This is a genomic window from Streptomyces sp. NPDC008317 (genome assembly GCF_042955955.1).
GTDB lineage: Bacteria > Actinomycetota > Actinomycetes > Streptomycetales > Streptomycetaceae > Actinacidiphila.
The window spans coordinates 79794-92049 of the sequence record NZ_JBIBFQ010000010.1 but is presented as its reverse complement, the minus strand read 5'-3'; the positions used below and the strand labels follow the sequence as shown (position 1 = coordinate 92049).

At 74.3% G+C, this 12256-nt stretch carries 8 protein-coding genes and 1 pseudogene; 1 reads left to right on the top strand and 8 read right to left on the bottom strand.

All coding sequences use genetic code 11. The features are described from left to right. Positions 1–16 precede the first annotated feature (16 nt). From ACFY9V_RS28995 to ACFY9V_RS28985, 3 genes are read right to left on the bottom strand one after another with little or no spacing between them, the layout of a single operon-like run. Positions 17–412, bottom strand: a complete 396-nt coding sequence (locus tag ACFY9V_RS28995; protein WP_391163602.1) for a helix-turn-helix domain-containing protein — start codon at positions 410–412, stop codon at positions 17–19. Further along, entirely contained in the window at positions 409–678 is a 270-nt protein-coding gene (locus ACFY9V_RS28990) for a hypothetical protein (RefSeq protein ID WP_355338956.1), read from the bottom strand. The genes ACFY9V_RS28995 and ACFY9V_RS28990 overlap by 4 nt, the downstream gene beginning before the upstream one ends. 22 nt (positions 679–700) lie before the next feature. Next, the gene (locus tag ACFY9V_RS28985) at positions 701–2089 is read right to left on the bottom strand and encodes an amidohydrolase (RefSeq protein ID WP_391163601.1); all 1389 of its coding nucleotides are present in this window, start codon (positions 2087–2089) and stop codon (positions 701–703) included. A 215-nt stretch (positions 2090–2304) separates the two neighbouring features. Between ACFY9V_RS28985 and ACFY9V_RS28980 the strand changes: the two genes are divergently transcribed. After that, positions 2305–2493, top strand: coding sequence for a thiazolylpeptide-type bacteriocin (locus ACFY9V_RS28980; RefSeq protein ID WP_093711265.1), 189 nt, complete (start codon positions 2305–2307; stop codon positions 2491–2493). 116 nt (positions 2494–2609) lie between these two features. Here the strand turns inward: ACFY9V_RS28980 and ACFY9V_RS28975 are convergent, their stop codons facing one another. The 5 genes and pseudogenes from ACFY9V_RS28975 to ACFY9V_RS28955 all read right to left on the bottom strand — a co-directional run bounded on the left by ACFY9V_RS28975 (position 2610) and on the right by ACFY9V_RS28955 (position 12094). Further along, a complete protein-coding gene (locus tag ACFY9V_RS28975; protein ID WP_391163600.1) occupies positions 2610–4736 on the bottom strand; it encodes a TOMM precursor leader peptide-binding protein in 2127 nt (708 codons plus the stop codon). Then, positions 4733–5494 carry an ABC transporter permease gene (locus ACFY9V_RS28970; protein ID WP_188281751.1) on the bottom strand — a complete coding sequence of 254 codons (762 nt, stop codon included), beginning with the start codon at positions 5492–5494 and terminating at the stop codon, positions 4733–4735. The genes ACFY9V_RS28975 and ACFY9V_RS28970 overlap by 4 nt, the downstream gene beginning before the upstream one ends. A gap of 119 nt (positions 5495–5613) precedes the next feature. Further along, positions 5614–6528, bottom strand: a pseudogene (locus tag ACFY9V_RS28965) (ABC transporter ATP-binding protein); the annotation flags it as partial. 1574 nt (positions 6529–8102) lie between these two features. Further along, entirely contained in the window at positions 8103–9272 is a 1170-nt protein-coding gene (locus tag ACFY9V_RS28960; protein WP_391163599.1) for a lantibiotic dehydratase C-terminal domain-containing protein, read from the bottom strand. Further along, positions 9269–12094, bottom strand: coding sequence for a lantibiotic dehydratase (locus ACFY9V_RS28955; RefSeq protein ID WP_391163598.1), 2826 nt, complete (start codon positions 12092–12094; stop codon positions 9269–9271). Before ACFY9V_RS28955 ends, ACFY9V_RS28960 begins: the two co-directional genes overlap by 4 nt. Positions 12095–12256 lie beyond the last annotated feature (162 nt).

Sequence of the window (12256 nt, the reverse complement as noted above, 5' to 3'; positions counted from 1 at the left end):
AGGAAACAACGGCCGGTCAATCGCTCTCGCGGGCACTCTTCTCGCTGTTCAGGGCGTTCTCCCTGTTCAGGTAGTTGTAGACGGTGAAGCGGCTGACGCCGAGCGCGGACGCGACGGTCTCCACGCCGTGCCGCACGGAGAAGGCGCCGCGCTCCTCCAGGATGCGGACGACGGTCTGCTTGTCCTTGCGGCCCAGGGCGGGCAGCGAGCCGTGCCGGCGTTCGAGGTCGGCCAGCAGGTGGTCGAGGGAGTCGGCCAGATGGGGCAGCCGGACGGCCACCACCTCCTCGCCCTCCCAGCTCAGCACCACGTCGTCGCCGCGCGCCTCGTGCGGCGCGACCATCTCCGCGCCCATCGCGTCCACCAACGGCTTCACCGCCGCGGCGAAGGGGTGCCCCCCGGTGCCCGTCACTTGCCGTCCTCCTGCGCCCGCCCGGCCGCCGCGACCACGTTGACCTGGAGCGACACCCGGGTGGCGCCCGCCGCCAGCGTGCGCCGCAGCAGCTCCGCGACGGACGCGACGACCGCGTCGGCCTCGCCCTCGGCGGTGTTGCCGAACGGGCCGACGTCCACCGCGTCGAGCGACGCGCCCTCGACCACCTCGCGGGCCACCACCGCGTGCTCGGGCGGCTCGTCCAGGTCGAACGGCTCGGTCGTGAATTCCAGCCTCAGTCTCACCAGGGCCCCTCGGGTGGCTGCGCTACGTGCCCGCCGTCCCCCGCCCTGCCGGACGGTCCTGCCGGGACGGCGTCGTCGATACGCTCGACGCGGTCGATGCGACCTTAACCGACGGCATACGGGCCTGTACCGCCACAGTCATCGCCGCGATACCCGCTTCGAGGGTGAGGCGGGGGTGCGGGGCGAACCGCGAGGAGTGGTTCGGCGGCAGTGCCGCCAGCCGCCCGGCCGTGTCCGTGTCGCCGCGGCCCGCCTCGACCCACTGCCGGGGGCCGACCGCGCCGAGCATCCAGTAGCCGGTCCGTATCCCCGGCACGCCGTGCAGCGCGCGGCCCGCGTCGCCGTACAGCGCGAAGTCCTCCGTGGCCGTCGACGGCTGCCAGCGGGTGACGCGCTGCGGACCGAAGGCGGCCTCGTGGGCGCGGCGCACGGCGGTGGTCAGCTCGGCGTCGGGCACGGTGGGGCAGGAACGGGACAGGACGCGCAGGTCGGGAGCGGGCGGCTGCGGGTCGGGCGAGGCGGCGGACTCGGCGCGCGCGATCCGGTGGACGGCGGCCACGGCCCGGTCGAGCGCGGCGTCGGAGAAGGCCCGCACGGTCACCTGGAGGGTCGCGGAGTCCGCGATGACGTTCCCCGCGCCGGGCGTGCCCGCCCGTACCGAGCCGACCGTGAGCACCAGCGGCTCGCCGGGACCCGTCTCGCGCGACACGACGGTCTGGAGGCGCAGGACGACCGCCGCCGCGGTGATCACCGGATCGGCGGCGAACTGCGGTGTGGACGCGTGGCCGCCGCGGCCGTACAGCACGATCTCCAGGGTGACGCTGCCCGCGAGCAGCGGGCCCTGCGCGTGCGCGACCATGCCCGCGGGCAGCGGCACCACATGCTGCGCGAGCACGTCGTCGGGCACGGGGAAGCGCCGGTAGAGGCCGTCGGCGAGCATGGCGGCGGCGCCGCTGAGCGTCTCCTCGGCCGGCTGGCCGACGACGACGAGCGTGCCCTGCCACCGGTCGGCGGCCCCCGCGAGCGACGCCGCCGCGCCCGCCGCGCACGCCAGGTGCATGTCGTGGCCGCAGGCGTGCATGACGGGGACGGGGGCGCCGTCGGGTCCCGCGGCGGTGGCGGAACTGGCGTACGCCAGGCCGGTGTTCTCGCGTACGGGGAGGGCGTCCAGCTCCGCGCGGAGCATGACGACGGGTCCGGGGCCGTTGGCCAGCACCCCGACCACGCCGTGGCCGCCGACGCCGCGTTCGACGCGCAGTCCCGCGGCCCTGAGCGCGGCGGCGAAGCGGGCGGCGGTGCGCTCCTCGGCCCCGGACAGCTCGGGGTGCCGGTGCAGGTCCAGATACAGCTCGGCGGCGCGGGTCAGGACGGCGTCGGAGACGGTTCCTGAGGCGGGCGGGGGCCCGGACATGGGTCCGGATACGGGTGTGGGTCCGGTCGGCGGGTTCATCGGGCGCTCCGGGCGGGGGTCGGGGGCGGGGGTGCCGGAATGCGGGTCACGTGACAGGGGCGGCGGGCGGTGCAAGCGGGATGACAGCGGGCGGCAGGGTGATTCGCCAGTGGACGCGCGTAGAAAGATGGGGCCGGTCCGTCGCGGGCCGCGCTCCCTGCTGAGAAGGAGTCATCATGGCTGACATCTCCAAGCTGGACACGCCGCTCGCCTCTCTGGCCCAGGAGATCCTGGAGCTCGAGTCGGAGACCTTCGAGATCACCGACTACTCGGACGCCAGCGAGGTCATGCTCGGCTCGTCGACGAGCTGCTCCAGCACCAGCACCTGCTCCAGCACCACCAGCACCACGAGCTGCACCGCCTGACGAGCCACCACCCGCTTCACGCTCCGCGGACCGGCCTCCCCGGTCCGCGGAGTAGTCATGTCGCGGCGTCGTCATCGTCGGTTTCCTCGGAGATTCCTCAGGGTTCCTGCGGGTTCCTACGGGAACGGGTGCGGCACGCGGCGCACCTCGTCGTCGCGCAGGTCGTCGGGGCGCAGGCCGCCGCGGCGCTGTGCGGTACGCAGCCGGGGCATGGTCAGCGCGCGCTGCCGCGGCCAGCCGAAGTCGATCGGCAGCAGACCTGGCGCGAGCGTGCAGACCGTCCGCAGGCCCATCCGCCGCTGCTCCGGGGTGGTCTGGTCGACCACGACGACATCGCATCCGGCGCGCGCCAGTTCGTCCCGGCACCACAGGACGTCGTCGCGCAGGTCGAGCCCGCGCGGCCGGTCCCGCTCCCACCGCGCGTAGACCTCGTCCAACGGCCTTACGGCGGGCGGCTCCAGGTAGCTGCCGACGTGCTCCCTCATCCGCGGCAGGCCGAACAGGGCCGCGTGGTCGGGGAGTCGGCGGACGAGGTCGAAGTCCTCGGCCATCGCCTCCAGTTCGGCCGGACGCTCCGTCACCTGCCGTGGCAGGTGCGGGAGATACGTCAGGATCTCGGAGACCGCCGACTCCACCGCGGTCTCCGGGTCGAAGGCGGCGCCCGCGGCGAAGGCGAGCGTGCCGGGGCCTCCGTCGCGGCGGACGGCGAGGCCGGTGACGACCGGCACGGCGAGGTCGATGCGGTTGTCGAAGGCGTGCACGTCGTAGCCGCACAGCGCCGCCCGGTCGGTCATGGCGCGCACCACCGGGCTGCGGCAGGAGCCGAGGTCGATCTCGGTGAGCCGGGCGTTGCCGTACCAGCCGAGCAGGAACGCGTCGCGCTCGATGAGTTCGAGCAGGCCGAACAGCACGGCCTCCTCCAGGCAACTGCCGATCGCGCAGCCGTTGGAGCACTCGAAGACGAAGTGGTCGGCGGCGGTGCCCGCGCTGTAGTAGACCAGCCGGGCCGGCACCAGCACCTCCCGCTCGTCGCGCAGCGACCAGCCGCGTACCCAGGGGATCGGCCGCGCCGGGTCGAAGGGCGCGATCATCGGGTCGGCGGCGTAGGTCTCCGGCGTGTAGAGCCCGCAGTCGCGCGGGTCGAGGGCCGCGTCGCCGAGGTTGTCGTACGAGTCGGTGACGACGCCGCCGGTCTCCCTGCGGTGGGTGCCCGCGTACCGCTCCAGCCCTTCGAGGAACGCCAAGTCCCTGCTGTGCGCGAAGGAGTTGGCCTGGCCGCTCCACGTGACGTCGGTCAGGCCCGCGTAACCGCGCATGAAGACGCTGCCCGCGACAGGCGCGGTGGTCGGCGAGGTGACATCGCTCCAGGTGCCCGCGCCGAGCACCCCGCACACGGGGTTGGCGAGCGCGGCGGTCGGCAGGGCGTACGCGCCGGGTGACCGCAGCCGGTAGCTGTCGGGGGTGGGCTTGGGCCGCGAGACGGGAAAGGGCTCGGCCTCGGGCCCGGTGGCGAGGAAGTGCCCGGGCCCGGACGGGTGGGGCCCGGACGGGCCGGTACCGGATACGTCGGCGGCGGGTACGTCGAGGCCCGCCGCGTCGGGTGCTGGCAGGTCGGGCCGGGTCGGTGCGGTCGTCGCGGGCGGGGCGCCGTGCGGATGCGGGCACAGCGGGTCGGCGAGCAGCGGCACGGTCTGGACGAGGCCGGTCTCCAGGTCGTACCGGGTGACCCGAGGCAGGTCGTGGCCGCCGGTCCCGGCCCCCGTCTCCGAACCAGTCTCCGAACCGGTCTCCGAACCGGTCTCCGCCTTCCGCCCGAGGGTCAGTTCGTAGAGGGCCCAGACCGCGTCGACCGTGAAGTCGGGCAGCACGGGCCAGCGCCCGGCGGCGGTACGGGCGAGGCCCGTCTCCAGCGCCTCGCGTTCGGTACGGGTGCGCAGCCGCTGCCAGCGGATGGCCAGGCAGGTGCCGCAGGCGGCCTCGGCGGGCGAGCCGCCCCAGGGGCCGACGAGCACGGCGTCGGCGGTCAGGTGCACGGTGGCACGGGCGCGCCGCCCCGCGGTCTCGGCCGGTTCCGGGCGCAGCACATCGGTGCCGCCGACGACGGCGGTCCCGGGCGCGGGCGCGGCGGCGCGGGCGGCTCGCGCGGCCAGCCGCCGTTCCAGGTCGCGGCCCGCGGACTCCAGCGGCGTCTGCCCGGGGATCTCGGGCACGTGAGCGGGCCGTACCGCGGTGTCGAGGCTCATGTCCGGTTGCTCCAGCGGAAGGTGCGGGCGGCGATCAGCCCGAAGACGACGGTGAAGGCGGCCAGGCCGCCGCAGTCGACGGCGAGCGAGGCGAAGTCGGCGCGCCCCGCCAGCACATCGGTGAGGCCGTGGTCGAGGTAACGCAGCGGCAGCACCCACGACATGGTCTGGATCCAGCCGGGCAGCAGGTCCGCCGGGTAGAAGGAGCCGGACAGGAACGCCATCGGGACCATCACGCAGTTGGCGATGGCGGCGACCGCCTCCGGGGTGTCGGCGAGGCTGCCGACGACCAGGCCCATCGCCAGGAAGGCGGCGACGCCGAAGACCAGCAGCGGCAGCGCGAGCGGCCAACTCCCGTCCAGGTGGAGGCCGAAGAAGGGCAGCAGCGCGACCGCCGTGAACAGCACCGCCTGCGACAGACCGACCACGACGGCGACCACGAAGCGCGAGGCGAGGACGGTGGGCAGCGGCGTGGGCGTACGCCAGATCAGCCGCAGGATGTCGTCGCGCCGCCAGTGCATCAGCGCGAAGGCCGGGCCGAACAGCGCCGCGTTGCCGACGCCCCACGAGAGCACGCCGGGTGCCACGTAGTTGATGTACGCCAGGCCCCCGTCGACCGACTGGCCGCGGAAGAGCAGACCGAAGACGACCAGGAAGACCAGCGGGAAGGCGAAGGTGAAGAAGACGGTGGTGCGGTCGCGTATCGACGCCAGGTATGTGGCCCTGGTCAGCGCGGAGTAGGCGGTGGTGGTGGTCATGGACGGTGCTCCGTTCCGACGGCGGCCGTCGTGGTGGCGGTCCCGGTGTCGGGACCGGGACCGGTGTCGGGGCCGGTCCCGGTGTCGGGGCCCGAGGCTTCCGCCTTTCCGGCTCCCCCGGCGCCCGGTCCCGTCAGCCGCAGATACGCGTCCTCCAGGGTCGCGGTCCTGGTCTGGATCGCGTCCATGTCCACGAACTCGCCGAGCGCGACCAGCACCCGGTTGGCGTGCCGGGTCTCGACGACGACCTCGGCGCCCTCGATGAACGCCCGGTCGACGCCCTCGACGGCGCGCGCCTGGTCGAGCGTGATCCGGCCGGCGGGGATCAGCAGCCGCGCGGGCGCGGCCATCGACCTGATCAGCGAGCCGGGGCTGTCGAGCGCCACGACGCGGCCGTCGGCGATGATCGCCACCCGGTCGCACAGCGCCTCCGCCTCGTCCAGGTAGTGCGTGGTGTAGACGATGGTGCGGCCCTCGCCGCGCAGGTCCCGCAGGACCGACCACAGGGCGCGGCGCGCCTCGGGGTCGAGCGCGGCGGTCGGCTCGTCGAGGAAGATCAGGTCGGGTTCGTGGACCAGCGCGGTGGCCAGCGCCAGGCGCTGCCGCTGGCCGCCCGACAGGTCGTCGACCCGGCTGCGCTCCTTGTCCCGCAGCCCGACCAGGTCCATCGCGTGCCGCGCGGCGGCGCGGTCCACGCCCTGGAGCGCGGCGACCGTCTCCAGGTGCTCCCACGCGGTCAGCCGCGTGAAGAAGGCCGACGCCTGGGTCTGCACCCCGATCCGCCGCAGCAGCGCGATGTTCCGCGGCCACGGGCTCTGGCCGAACACGGCGACCTTGCCCGCGTCCGCCTTCCGCATCCCCTCCACGATCTCCACGAGCGTGGTCTTTCCGGCCCCGTTGGGCCCGAGAACGCCGAAGAACTCGCCCTGCTCGACCGTCAGCGACACCCCGTCGAGCGCGTGCACCTCGCCGTACCGCTTGCTGACCCCGACCAGTTCGATCGCCGGCCCCGTCGGACGTGCGGTTCGTTTCATGTCGCCTTTCTCCCGCTCCTGAGGTGTCCCCGCTGACGCGGGCCGTTCAGAGTCCTTCGCGCCCGCCGCCGCGCCCGCGGCGCCCGTAGCGGTCGTCGCGGACGACGGCAGGGCGTGCGCCACGCCGGACGGCCGCGCCCCGTCGGCCGCGGACGCCCGCCGCGCGGCCGGGGAGCCGGTGGGCGCCGACGCTCCCGCGCCGACGGCGCCCGAGGCGGTCGTCGCGGAGCCGCTTCCCGGCCGGAGGTCGGCCGTCTCCCCCGGCGTCCGGCGCGCGAGCGCCGCCTCGCGCATGGCCGCGGCGCGCAGGCCGAGCAGGCGCAGGAGGAGGGCCGCGGCGACCAGGGCCACCGGGAGGTACGGGGTCCAGGTGCGCCAGTCGTCCGGCAGTGCCGCGCGGCACAGCAGTCCGGCCACGGCGAGCGCCGCCAGGGCCAGCACCGCGCAACAGGCGGCGTATCCGCCGTAGATGAGGCGCAGCCGCGTGGGGTAGGCGGCGAGCCGCGCGCGGGCGTTCCGGCCGGAGCCGGGCACTCGGCCAGTCGTCGCGGCGGCAGCCGCGCCGTCCCGGCCGGAGTCGGCCCTCCGCCCGAGCAGGGCACGCGCGGCCACGCCCAGGAACTGGCGGCTCTCGGTGGCCAGTTGGAGCGTGCCCAGGGTGTAACCGAGGGCTTTGTAGCCGTCGAGCGGCGGGAGCGGCAGGAGATTGAGCAGGGCCATGGCGGTGCCGAGGAGGATGAGGCCGCCGAAGAAGGGGAGGGCCTGGGCGTGTTCCGGCAGGAGGGCCCAGACGAGCCAGAACGGCGCGAGGAAGAGGAGGTTCATGACGGCGCCCGCCGCCGCGACGGCGACCTGACGGCCGCGCCGGTCGAGGAACTGGACGTCGTGCACCTCGCAGTAGAGGTACGTCATGAAGCCCCAGACCCGGCGGAGCCCGATCTCCCCGACCCGCAGCCCGTACGCCCGCGCGACCAGCCCGTGGGCCAGTTCGTGCAGGCCGAGGCTGACCCACAGCACACAGCCGACGGCGGCGAGCGCGACCGGCTGGTCGTACAGGCGCCCGGTCTGGTCGGCCAGTTGGCCGAAGCGGAGGCCGACGAGGGCGAGGACGGCGACGGCCAGCGCGAGCAGCGGGAACAGGACGGCGCGCCTGCGGGCGAAGGCGGTGGCGCCGTGCAGGGTGTCCATGAGCGCGGGGGCGTCCGCGACCATGCGCGTCTTCCCGCTCAACAGCGTTGACTTGAAGGCCGGTTCGGCACTGGCGACGGGCACGACGACCGGCCGGCCACCGCCGTCGAGGAGCTGACGGGTCGACAGCAGCCGCAGCATCTGCTGCCACTGCGCGTCGCCGAGCCGCGCGCCGAACCGGTCCGCGTACTCCGCGCCGATCTCGGCGAGCGACCGGCTGCCGTCGAGCCGGGCGATGATGAAGTGCTCTTTGGCGCCGACTTCGAGCCGTACCCCGGTGACCGGGTCCTTGAGCAGATGGACGAGGGCGGGGCCGCGCATCAGGGCGGGGCCGACCAGAATGCCGGGGCGCAGCGCGGGCCGCAGTTCGAGCAGGCCGCCGGTGGTCATGGCGCCGCCGAGGGCTGCGGCTCGGACCGGCCGTCGGAGTCGGCGCCGGGCGGCGTCCGGGGCTCGCGCAGCGCGCGGGCCAGGACGTACGACAAGAACGCCTCGTCGCGGACGGTGACCGACAGCCGGTTGTTGGTCATGTGCATGTACGGCGACAGCAGCATCGGCAGCGCCTGGCCGGGGTCGGTGACCGGCAGGTCGCGGGTGCCGTCCCAGGAGCGGAAGACCAGGTCGCCGCCGTCCGCCAGGGCCATGACGCGTTCGCGCAGCTCCAGGCAGTGCTCGGCCCACCCGGCGAGGAATGTCGGCAGCCGCTCGGGCGCGGGTTCCGCGACCGCCGCGCGGATCTCCTGGAAGCGCTGGGGCAGCGCCTCCATCGTGCCGTAGGCGCGGTCGTAGCCGTCCTGGGCGGTGTAGTTGGTGCCGGAGAACGCGGAGTTCCAGAACTCGTGGTAGCGGTCGAGGAATTCCAGCAGCGCGGTGTCGTCGCGCAGCAGGCACCCGGACATGGTCATCATCAACTGGGCCGATACGCCCAGCAGTACGGTCCGCAGGTGCAGGTTCATGGTGGCGAGCGCGTCGATGACCAGGTCGCTGGAGCGCTGGAAGTGCCACTCGGCCAGTTCGACCCCGGCCGGGCCGCCGTACTTCCCGTACTCGGGCTCGTAGGGCTCGAGGCTGAAGGAGTTGTTGGGCCGCAGGCGCATGCGGCCCTCCTCGTCGACCAGGCCGTTGCGCTCGCCGCCGGGGAACTCCAGCTCGAAGAGGGTGTTGTACAGGTCGGCGAGGAAGCCGCCCTTGACCTCGTAGAGCGCGGGGCGCTTGCGCAGGAAGGCGTCGACGGCGGCGGTGGCGCGCGCGGTGACCACGGGTGCGGCCTGCGGGGACGAGGGGCGCAGCCGCACCCTGATGTGCGGGCCCTCCAGCCAGTAGTTGATGAAGAAGTAGCCGCTCAACAGGCCGTCGCGGGTGAGCCCTTCGACCAGCGGGCGCACGCACTGGAGCAGGAAGGGGCGGGGGCTGGCGGCGTAGAAGACGTGGAACGCCTGCCAGTCGCCGCGCCCCGAAGCGCCTGCCGGTGCGGGCACGGCCGCGGATTCGGGCGCGGACCGCGGTGTCGGGCGCGGGCCGGTGACGGGGGCGGATCGCGCCCCGGAGGTGGTCATACGGAGCTGTCCTGCCTTCCGTGGTGGCCCGCCGCGGCCGGTTCCGCCGCGCGGGGGACGATTTCGACGGCCAGTTCCGCCACGTGGTGGCCGCGCGGGGAGCGGACGTGCAACTCCTGCTCGCCCGGCAGCATTTCCTCGAAGACGGTCCTGGTACGGCCGCCGCCGGTCAGCCCGTCGAGCGCGATCAGTGACAACGGGCTGTCGAAGTCGACGAATTGCGGCTTGGAGCCGCCGAAGACCGCGCCGAAGCCGCTCGCGTCGTCGGCCTTCTCCTCGTGGACGGTGGCGAACACCCGGTCGGGCAGCCCGTGGTCGCGCCGCCAGCGCTGCCAGCGCAGATAGAACCCGGCCTCGTCCAGGCCCGGTTCGCGGGCGGGCAGCGCGCCGGGCGCCGCCGTCCACGACCTGCGGTGCAGCACCAGGCTCCGGAAGCGGACCCGGGGCCGCGCGGTGACGCCGTCGCGCTCGGGGCCCGCGGGTACGCCGCGCCACACGTCGACCGCCGCGCGGGAGGTCGGCGAGAAGAGCAGCAGCGTGCGCGGCACCTCGGGCAGCACCATCGGGACGAGGTAGCCGAGGTAGAGCGGGACGACCTCGCGGCCGAGCCGCCGGGACCGCAGCACCAGCCGGTCGTCCACCGGGTCGTGTTCCGCGTACAGGTCGTCCAGGTCGATCCGGCCGGCGGCGGGCACGGTGCTGCTCTCGCCGGGGCAGACGATCTCGTGGTCGGTGAGCCGTCCGTGCAGGTTGAGATTGGTGGTGGCGGACCCGGCGGTGATCTCGGCGAACACCGCGCCGGGCGGCTGCCATTCGCGCAGGGTCTCGCGCAGCCGGTCGGTGAGGCCGCCGGGTGCGGGGTCGCCGCCGTCCGCCGCCGCGCCGCCGGGTGCCGCCGTGCCGCCGTTCTCAGGTGCCGCGTCGAAGCAGTGCGTGAAGCGGGTGAAGGGGAAGGACAGGCCGCCGTAGGAGTTGTTGAGCACCACCAGCGGGTCCTCGGCGCGGCGGGCGAGTTGCAGGAAGTGGCTGTGCGGGGCGAAGGACGTGCCCAGCGGGGCGAGTTCGGCGGTGACGGCGGCCACCGTGTCCTCGTCCAGGCGTAGTTCGCCGCCGGGCGCCGCCGCGTACGCGGCCCAGGCGTCGCGCATCCGGCGGGTGAACTCGGCGCGGGCCCGGTCCACCGCGGTGACCTCGGGCATGCCGAGCCAGTTCTCCTCCGGCGCATGGCCGCCGTCGGCCGCCCAGGGCGACTTCATCGAGGTGAACTGGAGGTACTGCGTGAAGATGTCCTCGTGGAAGTCGTGGACGAGCCGCAGCAGGTCGTCGCACCGGCCGCCACGGCCGTAGCGGGCCAGGAAGAAGCCCTTGAGGACCAGGCGCTGCGGGAGGGCCACGTCGAAGGCGGGCAGCATGCCGGTCAGGGCGTGCAGCGGCGCGGCGGCCAGCTCCGTCCACTGCGTGACGTCGGCCTCGACCGCGTCCTCGCGGACGTCCTCGTAGAGCAGGGTCTGCGGCAACGACGGCGCGGCGGCGCCCAGTTCGGTCTGGAGCGCGGTCAGGTCGCGGCGCAGCCCGGCGAGCAGCGCGCGCCGGGCGGGTACGTCGGCGGTGGCCCAGGCGTCGACGCGGGCGGCCGGGGCGTCGAGCCGGTCGGCGACGGCGTCGGCCCAGTCGCGGCCGAGGCCGCGCAGCGCGCTCTGGAAGGACCGCAGCGGGTCGGGGGCGTGCACATCGGTGGCGAGGCCGGTCATCTGGAGGATGCCGAGGTCGAGCAGGGTCGCGGCGTAGTGCGCCGCCTCGTCCCGGCTCGCTCCGGTCTCCGCCGCCAGCCAGGCCGTCAACTCGGCGTATCTGACGGGCTTTTCGCCGTGGAAGAGGGCGATCATCCGCTCCAGGATGTCGCTGTGGCGCAGGAAGAAGAGCCGGTCGTGGGCCGCGTCGAAGCTGACGGCGGCGCTGTCGTCGCCCGCGGTGACCGAGCGGCGTACGTAGCGGATACGGTTCTCGTCCAGTTCCCAGCCCGCCGACAGGGCGACGGGGAGGTCGCCGCGCCGCGTGTCGTCGGCGCCGATCAGCTCGGCGAGCCTGGCGAGCACCACGACGTTCAGCCGGGGGTGGCTGGTCCAGTCGCCGCCGGTCCGCACCTCGGGCCCGACCTCGCGGAACCGGCCCTCGGCGACGGCGGTGAAGGTGCTGAACGGGCTGGTCTTGCAGGCGGTCCTGTAGAGGTACGCCAGCAGCGAGCGCTCCTTCTTCCTGGTCCGCTTGTCCGGTACGGCGGCGCGGTCGGCGATGAACGCGTCGAGCTGGCCGTCCAGCGTCGGCGAGGCCAGGGCGAGGGCGAGCCGCAGCCGCTCCTCGCCCGCGAGGCCGCGCAGCTCCGCGCGGCTCGCGGCCAGGTCCCGGTCGAGCAACGGGCCACCATCGCCGCGCAGTTGCTCAAGTCCGAGCCGGGACTCCAGCCAGTCGGTGAGGAGTTCGCCGGTCGGGCCGCCGAGCGCGGCGGCGAGGTCCCGTACGGCGTCCGGGTCGCGCGGCAGCCGGTCGTTGAAGACCTGGCGGCGCAGCGCGAGCACGGCGCGCCGCTCGGTGTCGTCCTCGGTGGCCTTGACCAGGACGGTCAGCGGGTCGCTCAACTCGGCGGCGAGCGCGGCCAGTCGCTCCTCGGCGGCGAGCACGCGGTCGGCCCAGCGCCGGGTGTCGGGGCAGCGCAGCCGGTGGACGGCCTCGACCGGCAGTCCCGCCACCCGCAGCATGAAGCGGCGGTGCAGCAGCCAGCTCCGTGGCGCCTCGGTGTCCTGCGCGTCGGCGATGACGCTCATGCCGCTCCTTTCCGTCCTGCGGTCGTAAGGCCCCTGCGGTCCTCGGGCTCTGCGGTCGTAAGGCCCTGCGGTCGTAAGGTTCTGCGGTCCCTCGGGCCCTGGGGCCGTGTGAGGTCGTGCGAGGTCGTGCGGGGTTCTGGACTCGGCCGCCGTCAGCGGCCG